General features: G+C 71.3%; 20 protein-coding genes. 5 read left to right on the top strand and 15 right to left on the bottom strand.

From position 1 onward, the window contains the following. Together LPA41_RS17910 and hemL are read right to left on the bottom strand one after the other, a co-directional pair. Complete coding sequence (locus LPA41_RS17910) at positions 1-657, bottom strand: histidine phosphatase family protein (RefSeq protein ID WP_229071715.1); 657 nt, start codon at positions 655-657, stop codon at positions 1-3. Beyond that, positions 654-1,997, bottom strand: coding sequence for a glutamate-1-semialdehyde 2,1-aminomutase (hemL, locus tag LPA41_RS17905; RefSeq protein ID WP_229071713.1), 1,344 nt, complete (start codon positions 1,995-1,997; stop codon positions 654-656). Before hemL ends, LPA41_RS17910 begins: the two co-directional genes overlap by 4 nt. 124 nt (positions 1,998-2,121) lie before the next feature. Here hemL and LPA41_RS17900 point away from each other — a divergent pair, with 124 nt between their 5' ends. Continuing rightward, the gene (locus tag LPA41_RS17900; protein WP_229071711.1) at positions 2,122-2,448 is read left to right on the top strand and encodes an STAS domain-containing protein; all 327 of its coding nucleotides are present in this window, start codon (positions 2,122-2,124) and stop codon (positions 2,446-2,448) included. A gap of 124 nt (positions 2,449-2,572) precedes the next feature. Here the strand turns inward: LPA41_RS17900 and LPA41_RS17895 are convergent, their stop codons facing one another. From LPA41_RS17895 to LPA41_RS17880, 4 genes are all read right to left on the bottom strand, one after another. After that, on the bottom strand, positions 2,573-3,403 hold the full coding sequence (locus tag LPA41_RS17895) for a hypothetical protein (RefSeq protein WP_229071710.1): 831 nt from the start codon (positions 3,401-3,403) through the stop codon (positions 2,573-2,575). Between the two features lie 102 nt (positions 3,404-3,505). Then, on the bottom strand, positions 3,506-5,038 hold the full coding sequence (locus LPA41_RS17890; protein ID WP_229071708.1) for a pectate lyase: 1,533 nt from the start codon (positions 5,036-5,038) through the stop codon (positions 3,506-3,508). 149 nt (positions 5,039-5,187) lie between these two features. Next, on the bottom strand, positions 5,188-5,736 hold the full coding sequence (locus LPA41_RS17885) for a two-component system response regulator (protein ID WP_229071706.1): 549 nt from the start codon (positions 5,734-5,736) through the stop codon (positions 5,188-5,190). A gap of 75 nt (positions 5,737-5,811) precedes the next feature. After that, positions 5,812-10,212 (bottom strand): HAMP domain-containing protein, encoded by a 4,401-nt coding sequence (locus LPA41_RS17880; RefSeq protein ID WP_229071704.1) that lies wholly within the window; start codon positions 10,210-10,212, stop codon positions 5,812-5,814. A 162-nt stretch (positions 10,213-10,374) separates the two neighbouring features. Here LPA41_RS17880 and LPA41_RS17875 point away from each other — a divergent pair, with 162 nt between their 5' ends. The 3 genes from LPA41_RS17875 to LPA41_RS17865 all read left to right on the top strand — a co-directional run bounded on the left by LPA41_RS17875 (position 10,375) and on the right by LPA41_RS17865 (position 14,448). Then, on the top strand, positions 10,375-12,402 hold the full coding sequence (locus LPA41_RS17875; protein WP_229071702.1) for a SpoIIE family protein phosphatase: 2,028 nt from the start codon (positions 10,375-10,377) through the stop codon (positions 12,400-12,402). Between the two features lie 91 nt (positions 12,403-12,493). Next, positions 12,494-13,051 carry a dihydrofolate reductase family protein gene (locus tag LPA41_RS17870; RefSeq protein WP_229071700.1) on the top strand — a complete coding sequence of 186 codons (558 nt, stop codon included), beginning with the start codon at positions 12,494-12,496 and terminating at the stop codon, positions 13,049-13,051. A 782-nt stretch (positions 13,052-13,833) separates the two neighbouring features. Further along, positions 13,834-14,448 (top strand): dihydrofolate reductase family protein, encoded by a 615-nt coding sequence (locus LPA41_RS17865; protein WP_229071697.1) that lies wholly within the window; start codon positions 13,834-13,836, stop codon positions 14,446-14,448. Between the two features lie 225 nt (positions 14,449-14,673). On the opposite strand, the gene LPA41_RS17860 is transcribed toward LPA41_RS17865, so the two are convergent. After that, the gene (locus tag LPA41_RS17860) at positions 14,674-15,801 is read right to left on the bottom strand and encodes an FAD-binding oxidoreductase (RefSeq protein WP_229071696.1); all 1,128 of its coding nucleotides are present in this window, start codon (positions 15,799-15,801) and stop codon (positions 14,674-14,676) included. A gap of 137 nt (positions 15,802-15,938) precedes the next feature. Here LPA41_RS17860 and LPA41_RS17855 point away from each other — a divergent pair, with 137 nt between their 5' ends. Further along, positions 15,939-18,005: a S9 family peptidase gene (locus tag LPA41_RS17855; protein WP_229071694.1), complete on the top strand. Its 2,067-nt coding sequence runs from the start codon at positions 15,939-15,941 to the stop codon at positions 18,003-18,005. Positions 18,006-18,147: 142 nt separating this feature from the next. Here LPA41_RS17855 and LPA41_RS17850 read toward each other — a convergent pair whose 3' ends face one another. The 8 genes from LPA41_RS17850 to LPA41_RS17815 all read right to left on the bottom strand — a co-directional run bounded on the left by LPA41_RS17850 (position 18,148) and on the right by LPA41_RS17815 (position 25,729). Further along, positions 18,148-19,695 carry an FtsX-like permease family protein gene (locus LPA41_RS17850; protein ID WP_229071692.1) on the bottom strand — a complete coding sequence of 516 codons (1,548 nt, stop codon included), beginning with the start codon at positions 19,693-19,695 and terminating at the stop codon, positions 18,148-18,150. Continuing rightward, the gene (locus tag LPA41_RS17845) at positions 19,692-20,378 is read right to left on the bottom strand and encodes an ABC transporter ATP-binding protein (RefSeq protein WP_229071690.1); all 687 of its coding nucleotides are present in this window, start codon (positions 20,376-20,378) and stop codon (positions 19,692-19,694) included. The genes LPA41_RS17850 and LPA41_RS17845 overlap by 4 nt, the downstream gene beginning before the upstream one ends. After that, positions 20,375-20,911, bottom strand: coding sequence for a PadR family transcriptional regulator (locus LPA41_RS17840; protein WP_229071688.1), 537 nt, complete (start codon positions 20,909-20,911; stop codon positions 20,375-20,377). Before LPA41_RS17840 ends, LPA41_RS17845 begins: the two co-directional genes overlap by 4 nt. Positions 20,912-20,975: 64 nt before the next feature. Next, a complete protein-coding gene (locus LPA41_RS17835) occupies positions 20,976-22,544 on the bottom strand; it encodes a fused response regulator/phosphatase (protein ID WP_229071686.1) in 1,569 nt (522 codons plus the stop codon). Next, complete coding sequence (locus tag LPA41_RS17830; RefSeq protein WP_229071685.1) at positions 22,541-23,884, bottom strand: sensor histidine kinase; 1,344 nt, start codon at positions 23,882-23,884, stop codon at positions 22,541-22,543. The genes LPA41_RS17835 and LPA41_RS17830 overlap by 4 nt, the downstream gene beginning before the upstream one ends. Next, entirely contained in the window at positions 23,881-24,912 is a 1,032-nt protein-coding gene (locus LPA41_RS17825) for a SpoIIE family protein phosphatase (protein ID WP_229071679.1), read from the bottom strand. Before LPA41_RS17825 ends, LPA41_RS17830 begins: the two co-directional genes overlap by 4 nt. Further along, positions 24,909-25,313: an ATP-binding protein gene (locus tag LPA41_RS17820; RefSeq protein ID WP_229071677.1), complete on the bottom strand. Its 405-nt coding sequence runs from the start codon at positions 25,311-25,313 to the stop codon at positions 24,909-24,911. The genes LPA41_RS17825 and LPA41_RS17820 overlap by 4 nt, the downstream gene beginning before the upstream one ends. Further along, complete coding sequence (locus LPA41_RS17815) at positions 25,310-25,729, bottom strand: STAS domain-containing protein (protein WP_229071675.1); 420 nt, start codon at positions 25,727-25,729, stop codon at positions 25,310-25,312. The genes LPA41_RS17820 and LPA41_RS17815 overlap by 4 nt, the downstream gene beginning before the upstream one ends.

Below are 25,729 nucleotides of genomic sequence, written 5' to 3'. Positions count from 1 at the left end.
TCACGCCCCCTTGGCGGTCTTGGCCGTCGCGGAGAGGGCGACGAGGTGCGCGGCCGGTTCGGAGTAGTCCACACCGACCACCTTGGACCCCTCAAACCGGAACGAGGTGAGGCTTGCCAGCCCGCACTCGCGGCGACGCGGGTCATGCCAGAGGCGCTTGCCCTCCACGTACCGCCGCAGCGTCCAGATCGGAAGCTGGTGCGAGACGCAGACCGCCTCGTGCCCCTCGGCCGCGACCCGGGCCGCCTGCACCGCCGCGAACATCCGCTGGGCGATCACCAGGTAGGGCTCGCCCCAGGACGGGGTGATCGGGTCACGCAGCACCCACCAGTGCCGCGGGTTGCTGAACGCGCCGTCGCCGACCGAGACCTTCTTGCCCTCGAAGTAGTTCGCGCTCTCGATCAGCCGGACGTCCGTCGCCGTCTCCAGCTTGAACTCGGCGGCGAACGGCGCGGCAGTCTCCTGGGCACGCTCGAGCGGGCTCGCCACCACGTGCGTGATGTCCCGGCCGGCCAGCACCTCGGTCGCGGCCTTGGCCATCTGATGACCGAGCTCGGAGAGGTGGAAGTCGGGAAGGCGCCCGTACAAGATCTTGCCGGGGTTGAAGACCTCGCCGTGCCGCAGCACGTGCACCGTGGTCCTGGTCGGCTCGCTCAAGACTGAACCCCCGCAGCGGCTCGGGCCGCGGGCTGCACGGCCGCGGCGATCTGCTCCAGCGCCGCGTCGTCGAGCGCGGTCGAGACGAACCACGATTCGTAGGCGCTCGGGGGCAGGTAGACCCCGTGCGACAGCATCGTGTGGAAGAAGGCCTTGAACGCCGCGGCGTCCTGGGTCTTCGCGGACTCGTAGTCGACGACGTCCGCATCGGTGAAGAAGATCGAGAACATGTTGCCGGCCCAGGACAGCCGGTGCGGGACACCGGCCGCGGTCAGCGCCTCGGACGCCAGCGAGCCGACCGTGCCGGCCACCTCGTCGAGCCGCTTGTATGTCGCCTCGTCGGCGAGCCGCAGCGAGGCCAGGCCGGCCGCGCAGGCGAGCGGATTGCCGGAGAGCGTGCCGGCCTGGTAGACCGGGCCCGCCGGGGCCAGCCGGGACATGATGTCGCGGCGGCCGCCGAAGGCCGCCGCCGGCAGGCCGCCGCCCATCACCTTGCCGAAGGTGAACAGGTCGGCGTCGACCGGGTGCAGCCCGGCCCAACCGCCCGCGGACACCCGGAAACCGGTCATCACCTCGTCGACGATCAGCAGCGCGCCGTGCCGGTGCGCGATGTCGGCGAGCTTGCCGTTGAAGTCGTCGCGGGGTGCGACCACACCCATGTTGCCGGGGGCCGCCTCGGTGATGATCGCCGCGATCGCGTCACCCTCGGCCGCGAAGACCGCCTCGACCGCCGCCACGTCGTTGTACGGCACGACGATCGTCTCGGACGCGGCCGCGCCGGTGACACCCGGCGAGTCGGGCAGGCCGAGCGTGGCGACGCCGGAGCCGGCCGCGGCGAGCAGCGCGTCCACGTGACCGTGGTAACAGCCGGCGAACTTCACGATCTTGGAGCGGCCGGTGTAGCCGCGGGCCAGCCGGATCGCGGTCATGGTGGCCTCGGTGCCGGAGTTGACCAGACGCACCTCGTCGACCGCGGTCCGCCGGACGATCTCCTCGGCCAGGTCGACCTCACCGGCCGTCGGCGTGCCGAAGCTGGTGCCGGACGTGGCGGCCCGCTGCACCGCCTCGATGATCTCCGGGTGGGCGTGCCCGTGGATCAGCGGACCCCAGGAGCAGACCAGGTCGACGTAGCGCCGCCCGTCCGCGTCGGTCATCCAGGGGCCGCTGCCCGAGACCATGAATCGGGGCGTGCCGCCGACCGCTCGGAACGCACGCACAGGTGAATTGACCCCGCCCGGCACGATGGCCTGGGCGCGGTCGAACAGGGCCTGGGAGACCGGGGCGTCCTCCGGGTAAGGAAGACCCGCGGTGGGATATGTCGTGGTCACAGCGGTTCCCATTCTGTCAGCGCCGTACGTCGAGTATCTCGAGAGGGTTGTTCACGTCACCGGCGGATACCCGGAAGGACCGGGTCTGACCGCGCCGAACGGGCCGAACCGCCCCGGAGAGGATAGGCTGACCTGCGTGGAGCGACCCGAGCTGTCCATCACGGTTCAGCGAGCCCCCGACGAGGTCGTGATAGCGCTCGCCGGGGAGATCGACGTGCTCACGGTCACCGAGCTGTCCACGATCGTCAACGAGCTGCTGGCCGAGCCGCCGACGCGCATCGTGCTCGACATGGCCGGCGTGACCTTCTGCGACTCGCAGGGTCTGGGCACGCTCGTGGTGCTGAGCCGCAAGGCACAACACGCGCAGACGCTGCTGGCCCTCGCCAACGTCGGCGATTTCCTGATGCGGGTGCTGGACATCACCGGCCTGCGCAGCGCGCTGATGATCAGTAGCACCGCCTGAGCCGCCACGTCCCATACCGCGATGCTGTCACATCGCGGTTGGGTGCTTGCTGAGAGCGGCGTCGGCTGTGGCTTGCTGAGAGCGGCGTCGGCTGTGGAACGTCGGCCGGAGAAAGCGGAGAAGGTCAGCCGAAGGCACCGGAAATCGTCACGGTGGCGCCGGCCTCGGTGACGGCCGTCGCGGCATAGGTGTCCGCGCCCGCGTCCCGCCCGCCGTCGGCGTGCGTGTACCGCGCGTAGAAGAGATAGGTCCCCGGCTCCAGGATGTCGCCGGAGGAGACCGCGAAACGGTAGACCAGCGCGTCCGGTTCCTCGGTGACCTCGTCGGTGACGCTCGCGCCCGGCACCTGCTGGCTGCCGCCGCGGGAGACCAGGCCGGGGGTTCGCGCCACCCGGATCGTCACCTCGAGGGCGGTGAGCCGCTCGGCCGTCCGGATCGTCACCATTCCGCTGCCCTGGCTGTCGCCGCTCTCCGGGTCGATCGAGCCGGCCGACCGGAGGGGCCTGGAGACCGCCGGATCCGCGACGGCGGCGTTCGACGGCGGCAGGCTGCTGGGGGGCGGGGCCGCCGAGGACCGGCGCGGCACCTTGCTGGAGGCGTCCGCGCGGGCCGACGGAGCGATCGACTTCGGCGGCGGGGACGCGGCCGGTGCTTTCGGCGTGCCGGAAGGGGTCGGCTGCGGGGTCGCCGGCGTGCTGACCACCGGTGCCGGCGGGGGTGGCGGAGGCGTGCCGTCCCCGGCGAGCGCCCACTGCGCGAACCCGCCGCCACCGAGCACGGCGGCCACCGCGACGGCCGCGCCGCTGATCCGCAGCCGGGGTGCTGCCCGGTGCCTTCCGAACTGGTTGCGCATCGCCGTCTCGGTGATCCGGTCGAGCATCGCCTCGCGGTTCGGGCGGTGCCGGACCGCCTCGGCGCGCAGTGCCGCGCGTACCTCGTCGTCGATGAGCCTCATCCCGCCGCCCTCCAACCGTGGATCTGTGCCGCAAGCAGCCTTCGGTGGCTCATCGGCGGGGGTGGCCGCCGGACCCGGTTGTCCGGCGGCCACCGCGCGAAATCACTTGAAGGTGATGTCAGATGCGGAGTACTTGCAGGTCACACCGTCCGGACCGGTACCGGTCTTGGTCGGCTCCTTGCCGGTGTTGTTGCCCTTGAACCGGACGCAGATCTCCAGGTCCTTGTCGCCGACGACGGTGACCTTGGAGAGGGTGGCGGTGTCGCCGTAGTTCTCGTTGACGCCGACCAGGCTCTTCGCCGGTGCGGTGGCGATCACGTTCTGCACCACGACGGCACGCTTGTGCTGGGTGGAGCAGTTGCCGCAGGAACGGTAGAGCTTGCCGAAGTCGGAGACCTGGAAGTTCTTGATGGTCAGCGTGCCGCCGCCGTTGTGCTGGAACACCTTGTCGTCGGCGCTGCGGGCACCGCCGCCGTCGACGGTGTAGGTCGCCGAGCTGCCGCCCTTGAATGTCGCGGCGTCCTCACCGACGTTCTCCCACCACACGTTGATCAGCGTGCAGGAGCCGGAGCAGTGCACACCGTCCGCGGCCGGGGCGCCGAGGATCACGTTCTTCAGCACCGCGCCGTCGGCCAGCTTGAAGAGCGGGTCCTGGCCCTCGTCCTGGCCGTCGCCGCCCAGGGCGCCGCTGCCGAAGTAGCGGGCGTTGCCGCCGTCCAGCGTGCCGGAGACGGGGATGGTCGCGGTCACCGGCTTGCTGCCGTTGGCGGCCGGCCAGGCCGCGGTGGGACTGCCGGTCGAGCCGGAGGTCGGCGTGGGCGCCGCGGTGGCGGCCGGCTTGCTCGCGGACTTGCTCGCGGACGGAGAGGCGGCCGGCGGCTTGCTCGCGGACTTGCTCGCGGACGGCGAGGCAGCCGGCGGTTTGCTCGCGGACTTGCTGGCGGACGGCGAGGCGGCCGGCGGCTTCGTTGCGGTCGCCGCCGGGCTGGTGGGGGTGGTGGAGCCGCTCACCGGGTTGACGGCGACGTCGTCGAACGAGGCCGCGGCATAGCTGGTGACCAGCCCGATCCGTCCCGAGGACAGCGTGCCGGCGCCCGAGGCGACCTTCGCGCCGTCGACGTAACCGGTCACCGTGCTGCCCGAAGCGTCGATGCGCAGCGTGTGCCAGGAGGTGAGGTTGCTGACCGGCACCGAGCCGAGCACGCTCACCGCGCTGCCCTTCACCGTCTGGAGCTCGGCCTTGCCGGCCGCGGTGAGTGCCAGGCGGTACATGGTGGAGGCGTTGCCGGCGCGGGCCGCGATGCCGGCCAGGCCGCTGCCGAGGGTGACCGGCTTGACCCGGGCCTGCACCGAGTAGTCGGTCCAGGACGTCTCGCCCGCGAAGACCCGGGCCAGCTCGCTGTCCGCCTTGGACTGCCGGTAGACCTTCGAGCCGTCGGTGGCGACCGCCCAGGTGCCGCCCGACTTCGACCAGCCGCTCGCGCCGCCCTCGAAGTCGTCGGAGAAGAGTGTGGCGGCCGAGGCCGACGGAACCAGAACGGCGACCAGGGCGGTGACCGCACCGGCCGCACCGGCAGCGCCGAGGCCCGTGACCAACCGGCGGCGCCGGCGGCGGTCCGAGGCAGCGGGAGGCATTGCGTGCCGCATTTTGCTCCTACTCGTGGGATGGAGGACCGCCGTCGGCAAGGACGGCGGTCGTCGCGCATGATCAAGCGATCACGCCCCGGTAGTGGCGCGGCTGCCCGCCAAGGTTGTTCGGCGTGACCCAGGTCACACCGGAGACCTCAGCTCCCCCAGCGGGCCTTCTCCAGCAGGTCCAGTGCCTCGGCCGCGGCGTCATCCCCGCCGGCCCGCAGCACCCGCGCCGCCTCGTCCATCGTCTCGGTCAGGCGCTCCCACTGCGCCTCCCGCTCCTTCGACGCCTCCGCCTGCGCCTTGAGCTGCTGGTTCTTGGTCCAGAGCTCGACGAAGATGGAAACTTTCGCCCGGAGCACCCACGGGTCGAACGGCTTGGTGAGGTAATCGACCGCGCCGACCGCGTAACCCCGGAGGGCGAGCTGCGCATCGCGGTCGGCGGCGGTCAGGAAAAGGATGGGTACGTGCCGGGTCCGCTCCCGCCGCTTGATGTGGCTGGCGGTCTCGAACCCGTCCATGTTGGGCATGTGCGCGTCCAGCAGGATCACCGCGAAGTCGTCGGTGAGCAACTGCTTGAGGGCTGCCTCGCCGCTCTCCACGGCGACCGCGGTCACCGGCAGGCCCTGGAGGATCGCCTCCAGAGCGAGCAGATTGTCCCGCCGGTCGTCGACCAGCAGCGCCTTGGCGCGCTCACCCACGCGTGCTCACCTCACCCACAGGTCGTTCCTCCCAGCCTGCTACCCCGATGCGCTGCCGGGTAACGCCGAAGCGTGTCAGCCACGTCCCGGACCGTCGGCCCCTTCCGCGTTCACCCAGCGCGCCATCAGTTCGATCAGTTCGTCCAGGTCGACCGGCTTGGTGATGTAGTCACTCGCACCGGCGGCAAGAGCGGACTCCCGGTCACCGGGCATCGCCTTCGCCGTCAGGAAGACTACCGGTAGGTCCCGGAAGCGCTGATTGCGCCGGATTCCGCGGGTGGTCTCGTACCCGTCCTGGTCGGGCATCATCGCGTCCATCAGGACGATGTCGACCTCCGGGTGCTCGGCCAGGATGCGTACGCCGTCCACCCCGTTGTCCGAGTAGAGGACGTTCAGGCCGTGCATCTCCAGCGCGCTGGTCAGGGCGAAGACGTTCCGCACGTCGTCGTCGATGATCAGCACGGTGGCGCCGTCCAGCTGCCGGCCGGCGGGCGTCATCACCGGCTTCTCCTCGACCCGCGGCGTCAGCTGTGGCATCTCCATCAGCGGCATGTCCAGCGAGGCGACCGGGCGGACCGCCACCGCCTTCGCCGGGACCGGCGGCAGTGCCGGCATCGGGATGGCGTCCGGCACCAGCGCCTCGGGCATGTAGAGGGTGAAGGTCGAGCCGCCGCCCGGCACCGAGGCCACCGTGATCGTGCCGCCGAGCAGCGCGGCGAACTCCCGGCTGATCGACAGGCCCAGGCCGGTGCCGCCGTACTTGCGGGTCGTGGTGCCGTCGGCCTGCTGGAACGGCTCGAAGATGATCGCCAGTTTCTCGTCCGAGATGCCGATGCCGGTGTCGGTCACCGCGAACCCGACCACCTGCCGGGCCGACAGCAGCGACGGGATCTCGAGGTCGACGTCCGGCGAGGCCGGGAAGATGCTCAGCGTCACCGAGCCGCTGTCGGTGAACTTGACCGCGTTCGACAGCAGGTTGCGCAGGATCTGCTGGAGCCGCTGCGGGTCGGTGACGATCGACTCGGGCAGCTCCGGCGCCACGTCCACCCGGAACTCCAGGCCCTTGTTCTCCGCCTGCAGCGCGAAGGCCTGCTCGACGTAGCTGCGGATGCCGTGGAAGTCGACGACGTCCGGCTCGACGTCCATCCGGCCGGCCTCGATCTTGGACAGGTCGAGGATGTCGTCGATCAGCGACAGCAGGTCCGAACCGGCGCTGTGGATGGTCCGGGCGAACTCGATCTGCTTGCTGCTGAGGTTCTGCTCGGTGTTGTCGGCAAGCAATCGGGCCAGGAGCAACAGCGAGTTCAGCGGCGTACGCAGCTCGTGGCTCATGTTCGCCAGGAACTCCGACTTGTACGTGTTGGCCCGCGACAGCTGCTGCGCCTTCTCCTCCAGGCCGAGCCGGGCCAGCTCGATCTCCCGGTTCTTCAGCTCGATGTTGGCCTTCTGCTCGCTGAGCAGCTTGGCCTTGTCCTCCAGTTCGGCGTTGGTGCGCTGCAACTCGGCCGACTGGTCCTGCATCTCCCGGGCCAGGCGCTGCGACTGGGTGAGCAGCTCCTCGGTACGCCGGTTCGCCTGGATCGTGTTGAGCGCGACGCCGATCGTGGCGACCAGCCGCTCCAGGAACGTCAGGTGCAGCCCGTTGAACGCCGCCACCGACGCGAACTCGATCACGCCGAGCATCTCGCCCTCGAACAGGACCGGCAGCACCACCAGGTCGTTCGGCGGCATCGCGAGCAGCCCGGAGCGCATCGTGAGTATCCCGTCGTGGGTGGCCCGGACCCGGATCGTGCGACGGGACACCGCGGCCTGGCCGACCAGCCCCTCGCCCGGCCCGAACGTCACCTCGAAGTCACGGGCGACGTAGCCGTACGCCGCGGCCAGCCGCAGCCGGGTCACCGCCTCCTCGTTGTCCACCAGGAAGAACGCCCCGAGCTGCGCGTCCACCAGCGGCGTCACCTCGGTCATGATCATGCGGCAGACCTCGCCGACGTCCCGCTGGCCCTGGAGCAGGCCACCGATGCGCGCCAGGTTCGAGTCGAGCCAGCCCTGCTCCGCGTTCGTCTTGGTGGTGTCGCGGAGCGTCACGATCATCTGGTTGATGTTGTCCTTGAGCTCCGCCACCTCGCCCTGCGCCTCGACTGCGACGCTCTGCGTGAGGTCACCGCGGGTCACCGCGGTGGACACCTCGGCGATCGCGCGCAACTGGATGGTGAGCGTGGAGGCGAGCTGGTTCACGTTGTCGGTCAGGTCCCGCCAGGTGCCCGCGACGCCACGCACCTGCGCCTGACCACCCAGCCGGCCCTCCGAACCCACCTCGCGGGCCACCCGCGTCACCTCGTCGGCGAACGACGACAGCTGGTCCACCATCGTGTTCACGGTGTTCTTCAGCTCCAGGATCTCGCCCCGGGCGTCCACCGTGATCTTCTGGCCGAGATCGCCCTTCGCCACCGCCGTGGTGACCGAGGCGATGTTGCGGACCTGGCTCGTCAGGTTCGTCGCCATGTAGTTGACGTTGTCGGTCAGGTCCCGCCAGGTGCCGGCCACGCCCTTCACCTGCGCCTGACCGCCCAGCTTGCCCTCCGAACCCACCTCGCGGGCCACGCGGGTCACCTCGTCGGCGAACGACGACAGCTGGTCCACCATCGTGTTCACGGTGTTCTTCAGCTCGAGGATCTCGCCCTGCGCGTCGACGGTGATCTTCTGGGACAGGTCGCCCTTCGCCACGGCGGTGGAGACCTGGGCGATGTTGCGGACCTGGCTCGTCAGGTTCGACGCCATCGAGTTCACGTTGTCGGTCAGGTCCCGCCAGGTGCCGGCGACCCCACGCACCTGCGCCTGACCACCCAGCTTGCCCTCGGTGCCGACCTCGCGGGCCACCCGCGTCACCTCGTCGGCGAACGACGACAGCTGGTCGACCATGGTGTTGACGGTCGACTTGAGTTCCAGGATCTCGCCGCGCGCGTCGACGGTGATCTTCTGCGACAGGTCGCCCTTCGCCACGGCCGTGGTGACCGAGGCGATGTTGCGGACCTGGCTGGTCAGGTTCGACGCCATGTAGTTCACGTTGTCGGTGAGGTCGCGCCACGTACCAGAAACGCCTTTGACCTGGGCCTGGCCGCCCAGCTTGCCCTCCGAACCCACCTCGCGCGCCACGCGGGTCACCTCGTCGGCGAACGACGACAACTGGTCCACCATCGTGTTCACGGTGTTCTTCAGCTCCAGGACCTCGCCCCGGGCGTCCACCGTGATCTTCTGCGACAGGTCGCCTTTCGCCACCGCCGTGGAGACCTGCGAGATGTTGCGGACCTGGGCCGTCAGGTTGGCGGCCAGCTGGTTCACGTTCTCGGTGAGATCCCGCCAGGTGCCGGAGACGCCGCGGACCTGGGCCTGACCGCCGAGCCGGCCCTCGGTGCCCACCTCACGGGCCACCCGCGTCACCTCGTCGGCGAACGACGACAGCTGATCCACCATCGTGTTCACGGTGTCCTTGAGCTCCAGGATCTCGCCCTGCGCGGCCACCGTGATCTTCTGCGAGAGATCGCCCTTCGCCACCGCCGTGGAGACCTGGGCGATGTTGCGGACCTGGCTCGTCAGGTTCGACGCCATCGAGTTCACCGAGTCGGTGAGGTCCTTCCAGGTGCCGGCCACGTTCGGCACCTCGGCCTGACCGCCCAGCTTGCCCTCGGTGCCCACCTCGCGCGCCACCCGGGTCACCTGCTCGGCGAAGAGCCGCAGCGTGTCGGTGAGACCGTTCATGGTGTCGGCCAGCTCGGCGACCTCGCCGCGCGCCGACACGGTGATCTTCTGGGACAGGTCGCCGCGGGCCATCGCGGTCGCCACCTGCGAGATCGACCGGACCTGGTGGGTCAGGTTCGACGCCATCGTGTTCACCGAGTCGGTGAGGTCCTTCCAGGTGCCGGCGACGCCCCGCACGTCCGCCTGACCACCCAGCTCCCCCTCGGTGCCCACCTCGCGCGCCACCCGGGTCACCTCGTCGGCGAACGACGACAACTGGTCCACCATCGTGTTCACCGTGCGGCCGATCCGGAGGAACTCGCCGCGCAGCGGGCGGCCGTCCATCTCCAGCGCCATGTGCTGCGAGAGGTCACCCTCCGCGACCGCCACGATGACCCGGGAGAAGTCCGTCGTCGGCCGGGCCAGGTCGTCGATGAGCGAGTTCACCGAGCGGACACTGTCCGCCCAGGCGCCGTCCAGGCCCTCCTCGTCGAGGCGCTCGGTGAGCCGGCCGTCGCGACCCACGATCCGGCTTATCCGGCGCATGTCCAGGTTCTGCCGCTCCTGGAGGGAGATCACCTCGTTGAAGGCCTCCGCGACCGAACCGGCCATGCCACTGCGACGGGGCAGCCGGACCTTGAGATCGCCGCGGCGGACACGGCGCAAGGCGTCCGCGAGCTCCTCGAGCAGAACGGTCTCGTCGGGCACGCCGACGCTGGCTTCGTTGGCCGCTGTCATGCTGTCCTCACTCGCTGTCCAACCGAGGGTTGTTCAAGACGTACCTTTTCCGCCGTCCGGAACAAACCTCAACGCCGGGGGTTACCTATCCTCTCTCGCCCGACCGGGTCAATGCGAGAGACGACTTTGTGCATACACCCACCGGCAGGAGAGGATGCATGGGTGCCAGCCGAGGTCGGAACCGTTCCTATAGGTGCGTCGCCTGATGCGCTGGTGCGCAGAACCCGGCTGCCGAACGATCGTCGGACCCCGGCGGCGGCCCGCGCACTCGTCCGCTCGGTGCTCGAGGAGACCGGGCTCGTCGCGCTGCTCAACGAGGCGCTGTTGCTCACCACCGAGCTCTCCACCAACGCCGTGGTGCACGCCAACACCGACCTGGAGATAGAGGTGACCGCCGACGCGGGCGGCCTCACCGTCAGCGTCACCGACTTCGCGCCCGGCCCGGTCGAACAGCTCGCGGTCGGCCCCCGCAACGAGAGCCCGGACATCGGCGAGGTCGCCGAACGCGGCCGCGGCCTGCTGCTGGTCGACCACTTCGCCAGCCGCTGGGGCACCGTGCACGAGGGCGACGGCAAAGGCGTCTGGTTCCGCCTCGACCAGCAGGGCGACGGCGCGGGCATCCCGGTCCGGCTGCCCGGCCACGCCGAGTCGCCGAGCCTCGGCGCGCTCACCGGCCTGCTGCGCAGCGGCTCCGAGAAGCACACCGACGAAGGCCTGACCGACCTCGCCACCGACCTGCTCTCCCGGCTGGCGCGGCTGACCGGCGCGGCCGGCGGGGTGGTCCGGCTCGACCGCGGCGACGGTACGGGGCGGCAGCTCCTCGCCCGCTACGGACGGGCACCCCGCGACAACGCCGACACCATCCGGGTGCCCCTGAACGTCCACCGGCCCTACTCCGGTGAGCTGGAACTGGACGCGTCCCCGGTCGGCTACGCGCAATCCCTCGCCACCATGGTCGCCGAACGGTTCTCGCTGCACCTGGAGAACGACCGGCTGCGCCGCGCCGACGCCCGCCGGCAGACCTGGATGACCTTCCTCGCCGAGGCCAGCGAACTGCTCGCCCAGTCCCTCGACGTGAACCTGACGATGGCCCTGATCCCGCAGCTCGTGGTGCCGCGGCTCGGCCAGTGGTGCGCGGTGCACACCACCGACGCCTGGGGCCGGCTGCAACTGGCCGCCGCCACCCACGCCGAGGAGTCCCAGCTGGCCCAGCTGCACTCGTCGCTCGCCGACACCGGCCCCGAGTCGATCCTCGCCCGGCTCGAGGAGGCGTCCCGGCTCGGCACCCAGGTCATGTTCGGCACCCCCTCGGAGGGTTACGCCGTGCCGCTGGTGGCCCGCGGCGCCCGGCTGGGCACCCTCGCCGTCGGCCGCCACCCGAAACACCGGCACGACGCCGACGAGGTGGCCGTGCTGGAGGACGTGGCCCGGCGCGCGGCACTGGCCATCGACAACGCCCGCATCCACGACGAGCGGCACCGGGTGGCGCGGACGCTGCAGGCCTCCCTGCTGCCGCCGGCCCTGCCACACGTGGACGGCATCGGCTTCGCCGCGGAGTACGTGCCGACCGGCTCCGAGGTGGGCGGTGACTTCTACGACGTCGTACCGTTCGGCGACGGGCAATACCTGGTGGTGGTCGGCGACGTCTCCGGCAAGGGCGTGCAGGCCGCGACCGTGACCGGTCTGGTCCGTGACGTGATCCGGATCCTGGTCGACGACGGCAAGGCGATGAGCGAGATCCTCTGGCGGGTCAACCGCACCCTGGTGCAGCGCGGCGGCGGGCGGTACTGCACGCTCGCGATGGCCTCCGTCACCCGTCAGGGTGAATCACTCGGCGTCTGCCTGCACCTCGCCGGCCACGACCGCGCGGTGCTGGTCCGGGCCGACGGCCGGACGTCCTTCGTCGGCGAGGGCGGCACCGCCCTGGGCCTGCTCGAGACGATCACCTCGCCGGACGTGTCGATCACCCTGGACCCGGGCGACTCCCTGATCTTCTACACCGACGGCGTGACCGAGCGCCGGCGCGGCCGCGAACTCTTCGGCTCCAACCGGCTGCGCGAGGCGGCAGTCCCACTGGCCGGCTACCCGGCCGACGTGACGGCGGCCCGGCTCCGCTCCACGACGATCAACTTCTCGGTCGAGGAACCCCGCGACGACATCGCCATCCTGGTCCTGCGCAACGACGCCTGACCGTCCAGCCCGGCTTGGGTCGTACCCGCTTCTGTCGTAGCCGCTTCTGTCGTAGCCGCTTCTGTCGTACCCGCGTGGCAGGGTCATCGGTATGAAGACGCAGTACTACACCGCGACCACGATCGACGGCTTCATCGCCGACGAGCACAACTCGCTGGACTGGCTCTTCGAGGTCGAAGAGGGCGGGCAGAACCCGTTCGCCGACTTCTTCGACAACGTCGGCGCGTTCGCCATGGGGTCGACGACCTACGAGTGGATCCTGGCCCACGAGAAGGCGCTGGACAACCCGGAGAAGTGGCGCGAGCCCTACGGCGACACCCCGGCCTGGGTCTTCACCTCCCGCGAACTGCCCGCCATCCCCGGGGCCGACCTCCGCTTCGTCCGCGGCGACGTCCGGCCCGCCCACGAGGCGATGGCCGCCGCCGCGGGCAGCAAAAACATCTGGGTCGTCGGCGGCGGCGACCTGGCCGGCCAGTTCGCCGACGCGGGCCTGCTCGACGAGGTGATCCTCGGGGTGGCGCCGGTGACGCTGGGCAAGGGCGCGCCGGTGCTCCCGCGACGGCTGGGGGCCGCGCGGCTGACGCTGACCGAGGCGCGGGCGATGGGTCAGTTCGCCTACCTCACCTACGACGTCAAGAAACCGGCCTGATCCGCCCCCCGGGGCTGATCCGCCACCCTGGGGCGGGGCGCGGGCTGACGTCGAGCGCGGGCTGGGCGGGGCGCGGGCTGACGTCGAGCGCGGGCTGGGCGGGGCGCGGGCTGACGTCGAGCGCGGGCTGGGCGGGGCGCGGGCTGACGTCGAGCGCGGGCTGACGTCGAGCGCGGGCTGGGCGGGGCGCGGGCTGGGCGAGCGCTGGGCGAGCCGCCAGCAGGCCAAGGCCGGGCGGGCCGCGAGTCGAGCCGGCGGGCCGCCGGTCGAGGCCGGGCAGGCTGAGGCCGGGCGCGGGCAGGCGAGGCTGGGTGGGGGCGCCTCCTGCCTGGTCGTGCAGGATGTCGATCCGGCGGCGGGGTGCGGAGTGGTGTTCTCGGCCTCGGCTCCTTCGCGGTCGGCGCGGTCCGCTGCGTTCTGTCCGCCCGGCGTTGTTGATCTGCTAGCGATGCGAAATCGCGGTGATCATGGGGCTTAAACCGCGATTTCGCTACGCCAGCAGATCAACTTCTCGGCGTGGCCGACACTTTGGGCGCCAGGCAGGGGACACGGCTGGCCGCTGGGGCGGCTGCCGCTAGGCCGCCGGGCCACTGGGGCCGCTGGCCACTGGGCGGCTGGCGGCTGGCGGCTGGCGGCTGGCGGCTGGCGGCTGGCGGCTGGCGGCTGGGGAGGATCAGGAGGTGGTGGGTGTGGTGACGTCCGGCCTGGTGTCCGGCGAGTTCTTCCCGCAGTCCTGATCGATCTGCCCTTTTTGTCGGCCGTGTCGTGGCATCGTGTTGGTCATGGCGAAGACGCAGTACTACACCGCCACCAGCATCGACGGCTTCATCGCCGACAAGAGCAACTCGCTGGACTGGCTCTTCGAGGTGGACGAGGGCACGGCCAACCCGTTCGGCGAGTTTTTCGCCGGCGTCGGCGCGTTCGCCATGGGCGCCACCACCTACGAGTGGGTGCTGAAGAACGACAATCTGCTGGAGGAGCCGGAGAACTGGCACGACATGTACGGCGACGTACCGTGCTGGGTCTTCACCCACCGCGATCTGCCGCCCGTGCCGGACGCCAACGTCTTCATGATCAGTGGGGATGTCCGCCGCGTCCACGATGCCATGGTGGTGGCCGCGCAGGGCAAGAACGTCTGGCTCGCCGGTGGCGGCAACCTGGTCAGCCAGTTCGTCGACCACGGCCTGCTCGACGAGATCATCCTTGGGATCGCGCCCGCCATCCTCGGTGACGGCGCGCCTCTGCTGCGCCGCAAGCTCCTGGTCGATGACCTGGTGCTGACGGGGGTGCGTGAGGTCGGGCAGTTCGCCTACCTCACCTACGCGGTCGGGGATGTGGCCCGGCTCGGACGCCACTTGGCATCCGAAGCCGTGACCAGAATCCCCTCCTTCGGCTGACCCACCGCAGGCCAGGCCCACCGCAGGCCAGGCCAGGCCCACCGCAGGCCAGGCCCACCGCAGGCCAGGCCGAGCCGCAAGCCAGGCCGAGCCGCAAGCCAGGCCGAGCCGCAAGCCAGGCCGAGCCGCAAGCCAGGCCGAGCCGCAAGCCAGGCCGAGCCGCAAGCCAGGCCGAGCCGCAAGCCAGGCCGAGCCGCAGGGCAGCCGGCGCGGCCCGCGAAAGGGTCAGAACAGGTTGTGGCGGTCGGCCATCGGGAGTTCGGTGGCCAGCTCGGGCGGCGCCGACACCACGGCCAGCCGGCCGCGGCGGGCCAGCAGGACCTGGTCCATCGCGGTGAGCACCTCGCGTACGCGGGTGGCGCCCAGGGTGCCGGGTAGGGCGGCGTGGACCGTGCCGACGCCGGCGGAGCCGCGGACGACGACTGCGCCGCCGGCGATGTCGCGCAGCGCGTAGGTCACCGACTGCAGGTGCTGGCGCTGCACCGCGATCCGCAGCGCCACGTCGCCGGGGCCGAACGGGTAGCGCCCCCACCAGGCGGGTGCCGACCCCGCGACGACCGAGCTCGGGCCCCACGCGCCGGCCATCCGGTCGGCGGTGTCGGCGACCTCGGCCTCGGTGCCTTCGAGGAGGACCGCGAGCACGCCGCCGCCGGAACCGGGCAGCTCCACCTCTATCCCGCTGGGCGTGAGGTCGAGCGCTAGGGCGTTGGCGACCAGCTCCTCCACCTCGGCGGGTGTGGTCACGCCGCGGCCGACCCAGCGGCGGGCCGGTGGCAGCGGCTCCAGCCGCAGGACGGCCGAGGTGAGCACGCCGTCGATCTCGGCGATGCCGGGCCGGCCGTCCTCGCCGTCGGATTCGGCCTCGTCACCGGCGGACGACACGTATCCCACGCTCAGGGCCTGCGCGGCGGGGCTGCCGAACCGGTGCCGCAGCGGGCCGGACTCGTTGACGGCGAGCATGCCGCCGACGGTGGCGGCCCGGGACGGCGGGTCGACGGCGAGGCGCTGCCCGCGCAGGGCGAGAGCGGCCTGCACGGCGGTGACCGGGGTGCCGGCGGCCACGACGGCCGTCGTGCCGTGGTGGTCCCACATCCCGTTGAGCCGGCCGGTGTCCACGATGATGTCGAGACCGGCTGGCGGCGTACCCCAGTCGATCTTGGTCCCGGCGCCGCGTGCCCGGACGGAGAGCTCGCGTTCGGCGGCGAGCCGCAGGGTGGCGGCGACCGCTGGCGCGGTGGCGGGTTGCGCGACCAGCCCGGCGCGCCGGCCGGCGGCCCGATCGACGGAACGGCCCGGGCGCGCGAACCCGGGGCCGCAGATGTCCACGAGCGTGTCGAGAAGGGAATCACTCACGCCGTTGCCTCCCCCTTACGGAGATCGAGACCCCCTGAAGATCGTCCACTCTGGCATATCGTACACATGTTCGAATCGTTGAGGTCGACGTGTGTAAGGAACTCCGGGGGCCCGGCGGGGCCGGTAACGTATTTCCGGTGACGAAAGAAGCGCCCCCCACGGCCCACCAGTCGCCCTCCGAGCGCACTTTCCACGGCGACACGGTCACCGACGAGTTCGCCTGGCTGATGAACAAGGAGGACCCGGCGACCATTGCGTACCTGGAGGCCGAGAACGCCTGGACCGAGCGAGCGACGGCGCATCTGGAGGACCTGCGCGCCAAGGTCTTCCAGGAGATCCGCAGCCGCACGCAGGAGACCGACCTCTCGGTGCCGACCCGCAAGGGCGATTTCTGGTACTACACCCGCACGGTCGAAGGCAAGCAGTACGGGATCCACTGCCGCGTCCCGGTCCGCCCGGGCGAGACCGACCCGCCGATGGGTGCGGAGAAGCCCGGCGAGGAGGTGCTGCTCGACGGCAACCAGCTCGCCGAGGGGCACGAGTTCTTCGCGCTCGGCACGTTCGACGTCAGCCCGGACGGCAACCGCCTCGCCTTCTCGACCGACTTCGACGGCGACGAGCGGTTCACGCTGCGGGTGAAGGATCTGCGCACCGGTGAGGTGCTGCCCGACGAGGTGCCGGACGCGTTCTACGGCAGTGCCTGGTCGGCTGACGGGAGCGTGCTGTTCTACATCACCGTCGACGCGGCGTGGCGGCCCAACCGGGTGTGGCGGCACGTGATCGGCGAGTCCGGCGACACCGTGGTGTTCGAGGAGCCGGACGAGCGTTTCTGGGTCGGTGTCGGCCTCACCCGCAGTGAGAAGTTCATCGTGATCGACGCGCAGAGCAAGATCACTTCTGAGGTACGGGTGATCCCCGCCGACCAGCCCACCGCGGAGCCGGCACTCATCGCCGAGCGTGTCCAGGGCGTCGAGTACAGCATCGAGCACCACGGCCACCGCTTCCTGATCCTGCACAACCGGGACGCCGAGGACTTCGCGCTCGCCTGCACCTCGGTGGACAACCCGGGCGAGTGGGTGGAGCTGATCCCGCACACGCCCGGCACCCGCCTGGAGTCGGTGGACGCGTTCGCCCGGCACGTCGTGGTGTCGCTGCGCCGGGAGGGCCTGACCGGCCTGCGGGTGATGACGGACGGGAGCACGGACGCGTACGACATGTCCTTCCCGGAGCCGATCTACAGCGTCGGGCTGGCCGGCAACCCGGAGTACGAGACGAACTCCGTGCGCATCAGTTACACCTCGCTCGTCACCCCGGAGTCGGTCTACGACGTCGACCTGGTGACCCGCTCGATGACGCTGCGTAAGCAGAAGCCGGTGCTGGGCGGTTACGACCCGGCGGAGTACGAGCAGTTCCGCGAGTGGGCGACCGCGCCGGACGGCACCCGCATCCCGATCTCGATCGTGACGCGCAAGGGTGTGCGGCGTGACGGCGAGGCCCCGGCGGTGCTCTACGGCTACGGCTCCTACGAGCACTCGATCGACCCGTACTTCTCGATCGCCCGCCTCAGCCTCCTGGACCGCGGCGTGGTCTTCGCGATCGCGCACGTCCGCGGCGGCGGCGAGCTCGGCCGCAACTGGTACGAGACCGGCAAGATGCTGGCGAAGAAGAACACCTTCACCGACTTCGTGGCGTGCGCCGAGGCCCTGGTGCGCAGCCGGTGGACGTCGGCGTCGCGCCTGGTCGCGCGCGGTGGTTCGGCCGGTGGCCTGCTGATGGGCGCGGTCGCCAACCTGGCGCCGGAGGCGTTCGCCGGGATCGTCGCCGAGGTGCCGTTCGTCGATCCGCTCACGTCGATCCTCGACCCGAGTCTGCCGCTGACCGTCACCGAGTGGGAGGAGTGGGGCAACCCGCTCGAGTCCGCCGAGGTCTACGCGTACATGAAGTCGTACAGCCCGTACGAGAACGTCGCGAAGCTGGCCTATCCCAAGATCCTCGCGGTGACCAGCCTCAACGACACGCGCGTGCTCTACCACGAGCCGACCAAGTGGATCGCCCGCCTGCGCACGGTCGCCCCCGACGGCGAGTACCTCCTCAAGACCGAGATGGGCGCCGGCCACGGCGGCCGCAGCGGCCGGTACGACGCCTGGAAGGAGGAGGCCTTCGTGCTCTCCTGGATCTTGGACACGGTCAAGAGCGCTCACTAGTACGGATGACGAGAAGGCACCCGGGCCACCAAGCGACCCGGGTGCCTCCACCGGGCCGTCGCGCCCGCATCCGGCCCGGATGCGGGCCGGGCTGAGCGGCCCGTCAACCTACGCGCACCCGCCGCACCGCAGGGCAAAGGCCTCAGCCGACCCGGAGCTCCTCCAGATCGGTGCTGGACCGCAGCACCGCCGCACCCACGCCGACCACCAGCAGCATGGCCAGCAGCGCACCGCCGCCGAGCAGCGCGAGCTGTGCGAACGGGATCGGGATCGACATGACCAGCAGCGGCGCGACGATCGTCTCCGTGACACAGGCCGCCGGGTCGGGAGCCGGCCCGACGCACTGCTCGTAGGGTCCGCCGAGCCGGACCTCGGTGCCGGTCAGCCGGAACAGGGCGGCGCCGGTCCCGAGGGCCAGCAGCACGGCCGGCACCAGCGGCACGAACGTGTGCCAGAGCAGCACCGCGCTCAACGTCCGGCGTGGCACACCCGTCGCGGTGAGCGCCGCGTAGGCCCGGCGCCGCGCCACGATCCCTTCGACGAACGCGACGAGCACCCCGGCCGCCGCCACCGCCACCGCGATCGACACGGCGATCATGACGAGCCGGATCGCGCCGAAGTAGAACTCCTGGTCGCTCGCGGTGCCGTAGCCGATTCCGGCGAAGTCGGTGCCGGCGACCAGGTCCTCGTAGCGCCGGGACGCCTCGAAATCGGTCGCCAGATGCGCCCGGAACCCCAGCGTCCCGGCACCGAAGACGATCGCACCGAGAAGCGCGCCCAGGGTCCGGCTGCCGTTCCACGGGTCGGCCATCAGCCGCCCACCGGCCAGCAGGGTCGCCGGCCCACGGCCGTAACGGCGCAACAGCCGGCCCGCCGTGTACGAGATCCAGCCGACACCGAGCACCACGCCGACGGTCACGAGCAGCACCGCGCAGCCCATCGAGACCGGTGTCAGCCAGTCCGGCTGTTCCCACCCGACCGGCAGCAGGCCCGGGGCGGCGAAGGCGACGAGCCCCACCGCGATCAGCACACCCGGCCACGGACCCGGACCGTCCTCCCGGGCCCGACGCACCACACCGAGCGGCGTGACAAGCACGCGGCGCATCAGGAGCACGCCGATCGCGCCGGCCACCAGCGGCACCAGCAGCAGCGCGCCGGCCGTGAGCACCGGGCCGGGCAGCTGGTCGACGGGCAGCCACAGGCGGCCGTCGGCACTGCGGAGGTCGAGAGTCTCGCGCACTGCCAGGAAGACACCGAGCCCGAGCACCGAGCCGAGCAGGCTGGCGGCCGCCGTCTCCGCGCCGGCGATGAGCACGGCCTGCCCGGGGGTGGCCCCGCCCAGCCGGAGCGCGGCGAGCCGCCGGTCCCGGGCCGGTGCGCCGAGCCGGATGCACTGCCCGGCCAGGGCGAGCACCGGCAGGGCCAGCATGACCAGCGCGAAGATCACTCCGGGTCGGAGCCCGGCCTCGGCGAGCAGCGGACTCGCGTACTGCGCGGTGCCGGGCGACATGATCCGCTCGCCGGTCGGGCCCGGTGTGTCGATCCACGCGCCGCCACTTATCGACGCGACGGTGGCCGCGGCGAGCAGGGCCAGGGCGGCGAGCGCGGCACTGCCGGCGGTCAGCACGGTCCGCAGCCGGTCGGTGCGGTTGCCGGCGAGGCTCAGCAGGACCAGGGTGGAGAACCTCACGGCGTCACCCCGAGCCCGGTCGGGTCCACGGCGCCGTCCCGGAGCGTGACCTCGCGGTCCGCGTACGCCGCGATGGGTGCCTCGTGGGTGACCAGCACGACGGCCGTGCCCCGATCGCGCACCACCTGCACCAGCGCGCCCATCACCTGCTCGCCGCTGAGCTGGTCGAGCGCTCCGGTCGGCTCGTCCGCGAAGATCACCTGCGGTTCGGTGACGAAGGCGCGGGCGGCCGCGCAGCGCTGCTGCTGACCACCGGACATCGCGCCGGGGCGCTTGTCGGCCAGATCGGCCACGCCGAACCGGTCGAGCCAGCCGAGCGCCGCCTCCCGCGCCTCTCGCCGCCCCGAACCGGCGAGAAGCAACGGGAGGGCGACGTTCTCGGCCGCCGTCAGCTCCGGCACGAGCTGCCCGAACTGGAACAGCACGCCGAAGTCGCTGCGGCGCAGGCGGGACCGGGCGGCCTCGGAGAAAAGCCCGATGTCCTGATCGCGGTACCGGATCTCACCCTGGTCGGCACGGAGGATCCCGGCGAGGCAGTGCAGCAGCGTGGACTTGCCGCAGCCGCTCGGCCCGGTCACCGCGACGATCTCGCCCGCCGCGACGGCGAGGTCGACGCCGCGCAGGGCGGGTGTGTTCCCGTAGCTCTTGTGCACTCCAGTGGCGATCAGCAGCGGTGTGCTCATGAGGTCACTTCCTTCTGCAGCTCCGCGACGCGGGACAGGGTCGTCTGCAACCAGCGCAGGTCGGCGTCGAGGTGCCCGATCGCGTAGTCGGCGGCGACCACGTCGCCCACCGTCGCGCCGGGCGTGGACTTGGAGACGGTGAGCTCGCGCATCCGGGTCATGTGTGCGGCTCGTTGCCGGGTCAGGTATGTCCGTGCCCGGTCGGCGTCGGTGGTCAGCAACGCGACGACGACCTTGCTGAACAGGGTGCTGGTGACGTAGGGCGCCGGCGGCTCCACCTCGGTCAGCCAGTCCTTGAGTCGCGCCCGGCCCAGGTCGGTGAGCGTGTAGGAGGTCCGCTCCGGTCCGCCGTCCTGTTCCTGGCCCGACTGCGCCACGAAACCGTCCCGTTCCAGGCGGGCCAGGGTCGCGTACACCTGCCCGTACGCCAGGGGCTTCGCCTGCGGCAGGCGCTCGTCGTGCGCCCGCTTGAGGTCGTAGCCGTGGCGCGCGCCGCCGGCGAGCAAGCCGAGGAGGACATGTGCGGTGGACATGTGCCGTACTATTCACTCAGTGAATAGCAGCCGTCAAGCCCGCCACGGAAGGACGAACCGGAAATCAGGCGCTGCGCCGCAGCGCCACCACTGCTATGTCGTCAGCCTGCTGACCGGTGCCCGCAAGGCGGTTCACCAGGCGCGAACAGAAGGCGTCGAGATCCTGCTCGACCTCACTCGCGGTCGCCGCGAGAGCCGTCAGGCCCACATCGATGTCCGCGTCGCGCCGCTCGATCAGACCGTCGGTGTAGAGCACCAGCGTGCCGCCCGGCGGCAGGGTCAGTTCCAGCTCCGCCCGGCGCGGCGCGGCGATGCCGAGCAGCGCCCCCCGCAGCGACACGAAACTCGTCTCGCCGTCGACGTGCATCAGCGGCGGCAGGTGGCCGGCGCTGGCCATCCGGATCCGGCCGGTCACCGGGTCCAGGGTGAGCAGGCAGAGGGTCGCCGAGTCGTGCGGCAACACGGTCCGCATGAACCTGTTGACCAGCTCCAGCACCGCGCCCGGCGGATGACCCTCCACCGCGTACGCGCGAACGGCATGCCGCACCTCGGCCATCACCGTGGCCGCGTGCAACGAGTGCCCGGCCACATCACCGATCGCCACCAGCAGCTCGCCGCCGAGCACCGTCAGCTCGTAGAAGTCGCCGCCCACCTCGGTCTGCGCGCCGGCCGGCTCGTAACGCACAGCCAGCTCCACGCCGGGCACCCGGGGCAGCTCCGACTGGAGCAGACTGCGCTGCAGGGTGACCGCGATCCGATGCTCCTCGTCGAACGACCGCTGCGCCTCCACCGCCGCCGCGACCGCCTGCGAGAGCTGCCGGAGCACCGGGAACCCGGGGTTCTGCGAACTGCCCGGCGCGGCCACGTAGACCGGCGGCCGGTCGGCGCGCAACCGGGCCACGGCCACCGCGACCGTGTCGCCCGGCGGCCACTCGGCGACGTCCCAGCCGGCCGGTTCGTCGGTGCGCACCAGCGAGCCGGCCGCGACGCCGTCCTCCGGAACGCTCCAGGGGCGGACCGTCGCCGGCCGGCCCACCGCGGCCAGGCTCTCCCCCTCGGAGTTCTCCGCCACCACCACGACCGGCCCGCCGAAGATGTGGAACGCGCCCTCGGCCGCCGCGGCGAGCAGGGCCGGCAGGGTGGGTGCGGAGTTGATCGCCAGGGTGGTCTCGGCGAGCCGGACCATCCGCTCGGCCAGCAGCTCGGCCCGCCGCCGCGCACGGTAGTAGCGGAGCACGGCCTGCGCCGTCGCGATCAGCTCGTCCGGCTCGATCGGCTCGACCAGGTAGGCGTCCGCGCCCCGGTTCAGTCCCTGGGTACGGTCGTTCACGTCCACGGCGTGTGCCGACACATGGATCACCGGCAGGACCCCGTACCGCTGATCGGTCTTGATCCGCTCGCAGACCTCGAAGCCACTCATGTCCGGCAGCTTCACGTCCAGGACCACCAGGTCGGCGTCCACCTCCAGCAGCTTGGTCAGCGCCTCGCCGCCGGTCTCCGCCTCGATCACCGTGAAGCCGGCCCGGGTCAGCCAGCTCACCAGCAGGTATCGCTTCGTGGCGCTGTCGTCGACGACCAGCACGGTCGCCGGCACCTTCGGCTGCACCGCGCTGCCACGCGGGAAGTCGGTCATGTCGTGGCCGGGAGCCGAAGGGTGAAGGCGCTGCCCTCGCCGGGCGTCGAGTCGACGCGCAGCCCGCCACCGAGGATGCCGGCCAGCCGCCGGGCGTAGGGCAGGCCGAGGCCGGTGCCCTTGCCGCTCACCGGCTTGTTGCCGGGCACCTGGTAGAACTCCTCGAAAATTCGTTCGTGCAGCTCCGGGGGGATGCCGGTGCCGGTGTCCGAGACGATGAACTCGATGTCGCCGTCGATCAGGAGCGAGCTCAGCCGCACCGAACCGGCCTCGGTGAACTTCAGCGCGTTGATCAGCAGGTTGCGCAGCACCTGGGCGAGCAGCACCTCGTCGGAGCGCAGCACCGGCACCACCGGCTCGTCCACCACGAAGTCCACCTCGGGGCGGGTGGCGAGCGGCCGCAACGTGCCGCGGAGCTGCCCGAACATCGCCTTGAGGTCCACCTGGGTCCAGTTCGCCTCGATCCGGCCGGCCTCCGCCTTGGCCAGGTCCAGCAGGCCGTTCACCAGCGTGAGCAGGTCGCTCGCCGAGCTACGGATCAACTCCACCTGACGGTTCTGCTCCCCGGTGAGCGCATCCGACGCGGAGTCGGTGAGCAGCCGGCCCAGCCCGATGATCGCGGTGACCGGCGCCCGCAGCTCGTGGCTCACGTTGGCCAGGAACCGGCTCTTCGCCTCACTCGCCGCCCGCAGCTGCACCGACTTCTCGTCCAGCTCGGCGTAGAGCGCCACGACACCGCGGTTCGTCTCCTCCAGCTCCTCGGAGAGCTGGTGGTAGAGGGCCATCACGCCGCGGTTGGTCTCCTCCAGCTCGGCGTTGAGGCGCGCCAGGTCGTCACGCTGGGCACGTACCTCGTCCAGCGCCGCGATGAGCTGCTGGTTCTGCACCGCCAGCTCGTCCAGGGGGCTGCCCGGCACATGCTGGGCGAGTCCGGCACGGATCTCCTCCATGCGAGCCGGGGTCAGCCCCGGTACGCCCGGCGGGAGGCGCCGGGACATCCGTACCACCGTGCTGTCGTCGCCATTCTCGACCTCCATCGTCTCGACCAACCGGCCGACCTGCTGCACCTGCCGGGACACCCGGGCCGCCTCGCCGACGGCCGGATGCGTCATCACCACATGCAGCGTAGGTACCCCGTACGGCCGGACCGCGAACGCCACCTCCGCGTCCGGGCCGGCGGCGAGCAGGACCCGGCCCACCTCACTGATAGCCGTGGCGAACCGGGTCTGGTCCTGTGCCTCCAGGCCGACGGCACGGGCCACTTCCCGCCCGAGCTGCCGCACCACGAAGATGTCCTGTTCGACACGCAGGCGCATGCTCATCAGCGGCGTCTCGGTCATGACGGCCGGGCCACCAGCACTCCGGCGTCGTCCCGGCGGGTGCCGGCGTCCCGCAGCACGGTAGCGGCGATCACCGCGGGCGAACGCCGCAGCAGGCCCGGGTAGTCGGCCGCGGTCCACCGGTCCACCACGCCGTCGGTGTGCATCAGCAGCACCGAGCCGGCCGGGAACGGATAGTCGTACTCGCGGACCTGCCGGCGCTGATGACCGGCGATGCCGGGCATCGAGATCATGCCGCGCCGGGTGCCGTCCGGCAGCAGCACCGTCCCGGCGATGTTGCCCAGCCCGGCGTACCGGACCACGCCGGCCTCGACGTCCATCTCGGCGACCGCGAGCGCGGCACCCCGGGTGTGCCCCAGAGCCCGGTGCAGCACCTCCACCGTCGCGGCCGGCGCGGTGACCGGCCCCTTCAGGAACACCCGGACCGCCTCGTTCGAAGCGGCGGCCGCGAGACCGCCGTGCCCCAGCCCGTCGCAGACCAGCACCTGCCGGCGATCACCCGCCTGCCGGACCGCGTACGCGTCGCCGCAGACCGTCTCCCCGCCCAGCGGCCGGGTCAGCCCGGAGGCCCAGGACGGCTCGGGCGTCTTCTCCGGCCACACCTGCACGGCCAGCACGGTCCCCCGGCCCGGCACCGAGTGCAGGTCCCAGCGGCCGGCCTGGCGCAGGATCGCGCCGAGCCCGATGCCCAGGGTGCCCGCGGTGGAGTGCCCGTCGCCGATGGCGTGCTCGACGTCGGCGATGCCGGGCCCGCTGTCGATCGCCACGATCTCCACACCGCCCTGCTCGGGGGTGCGCACCGGGCGGATCAGGACGACGCCCTGGTCGGCGTGTTTCACCAGGTTCCCGGCGGCCTCGGCGGCGACGATCGACAGCTCGGCGATCCGGCGCTCCGGCATCCCCAGGTCGGCGGCGAGGCGCTCGGCGGCGCGGCGCACAGCGGCGGCGGTCACGGCCTCCTCCACCCGGAACCAGACCCCACCGTCGAGAAGTCCTTCGGGTAGCGATGCCACCGTGCCTCCGCTCATCGGCACCACTTGGTAACGGTGATGGTCGTACCCTTACCCGGTTCGGTGTCGATCTCGAACTCGTCGACCAGGCGACGTGCGCCACTGAGTCCCAGCCCGAGCCCGCCGCCGGTCGTGTAGCCGTCGGTCAGCGCCAGCTCCAGGTCGGCGATGCCGGGGCCCTGGTCGGCGAAGACGATGCGGATGCCGGCCCGGCGCTCGTTCTGCACGCGGGCCACCACGACCTCGCCGCCGCCGCCGTAGACAAGCGTGTTCCGTGCCAGCTCACTCGCCGCCGTGACCAGTTTCGTCTGGTCCACCAGCGAGAGCTTCACCGCGACCGAGAGCGTACGCACCAGCTGCCGGACCCGTACGACGTCCTGGTCGGTCGAGACCGGAAGTCGCTGGCTCTCGCCGCTCACGGTGTGCTGACCGCTGCCGCGTCGGCCTCATCCTCGTCGTCGTCCAGATCCGGGTTCGACTCCTGGCGCGCGCGGGCCAGCATCTCGATGCCCAGTTCCACGTTGAGCGCCGTCCGGATGCCCGGCAGCGACAACCCCAGCTCGACAAGCGTGATCGCCACCGCCGGGCGCATCCCGACCACGACGGTCTCGGCGTCCAGCACGCGGGAGACCGAGGCGATGGTGGCGAGCGTGCGGCCGACGAACGAGTCCACGATGTCGAGGGCGCTGATGTCGATGATCACACCGTGACACCCGGTCGCCACGATCCGCTCGGCCAGGTCCTCCTGGAGCTGGAGGGCGACCTGGTCCTCCATGTCGATCTGGATCGAGACGAGGAGGATGTCACCGATCTTCAGGACCGGGACACGTTCCAC

The sequence above is a fragment of the Actinoplanes sp. DH11 genome (genome assembly GCF_020873875.1).
In the GTDB taxonomy this organism is placed as follows: domain Bacteria; phylum Actinomycetota; class Actinomycetes; order Mycobacteriales; family Micromonosporaceae; genus Actinoplanes.
The sequence above is the reverse complement of the archived record's forward strand: the minus strand, read 5'-3'. Positions and strand labels throughout refer to the sequence as shown.

Bases quoted from the DNA above. Each gene is read 5' to 3' on its own strand.
- LPA41_RS17845 (WP_229071690.1), bottom strand. From the start codon at position 20,378: ATGAGCACACCGCTGCTGATCGCCACTGGAGTGCACAAGAGCTACGGG.
- LPA41_RS17865 (WP_229071697.1), top strand. From the start codon at position 13,834: ATGGCGAAGACGCAGTACTACACCGCCACCAGCATCGACGGCTTCATC.
- LPA41_RS17840 (WP_229071688.1), bottom strand. From the start codon at position 20,911: ATGTCCACCGCACATGTCCTCCTCGGCTTGCTCGCCGGCGGCGCGCGC.
- LPA41_RS17825 (WP_229071679.1), bottom strand. From the start codon at position 24,912: ATGAGCGGAGGCACGGTGGCATCGCTACCCGAAGGACTTCTCGACGGT.
- LPA41_RS17880 (WP_229071704.1), bottom strand. From the start codon at position 10,212: ATGACAGCGGCCAACGAAGCCAGCGTCGGCGTGCCCGACGAGACCGTT.
- LPA41_RS17890 (WP_229071708.1), bottom strand. From the start codon at position 5,038: ATGCCTCCCGCTGCCTCGGACCGCCGCCGGCGCCGCCGGTTGGTCACG.
- LPA41_RS17870 (WP_229071700.1), top strand. From the start codon at position 12,494: ATGAAGACGCAGTACTACACCGCGACCACGATCGACGGCTTCATCGCC.
- hemL (WP_229071713.1), bottom strand. From the start codon at position 1,997: ATGGGAACCGCTGTGACCACGACATATCCCACCGCGGGTCTTCCTTAC.
- LPA41_RS17835 (WP_229071686.1), bottom strand. From the start codon at position 22,544: ATGACCGACTTCCCGCGTGGCAGCGCGGTGCAGCCGAAGGTGCCGGCG.
- LPA41_RS17895 (WP_229071710.1), bottom strand. From the start codon at position 3,403: ATGAGGCTCATCGACGACGAGGTACGCGCGGCACTGCGCGCCGAGGCG.
- LPA41_RS17830 (WP_229071685.1), bottom strand. From the start codon at position 23,884: ATGACCGAGACGCCGCTGATGAGCATGCGCCTGCGTGTCGAACAGGAC.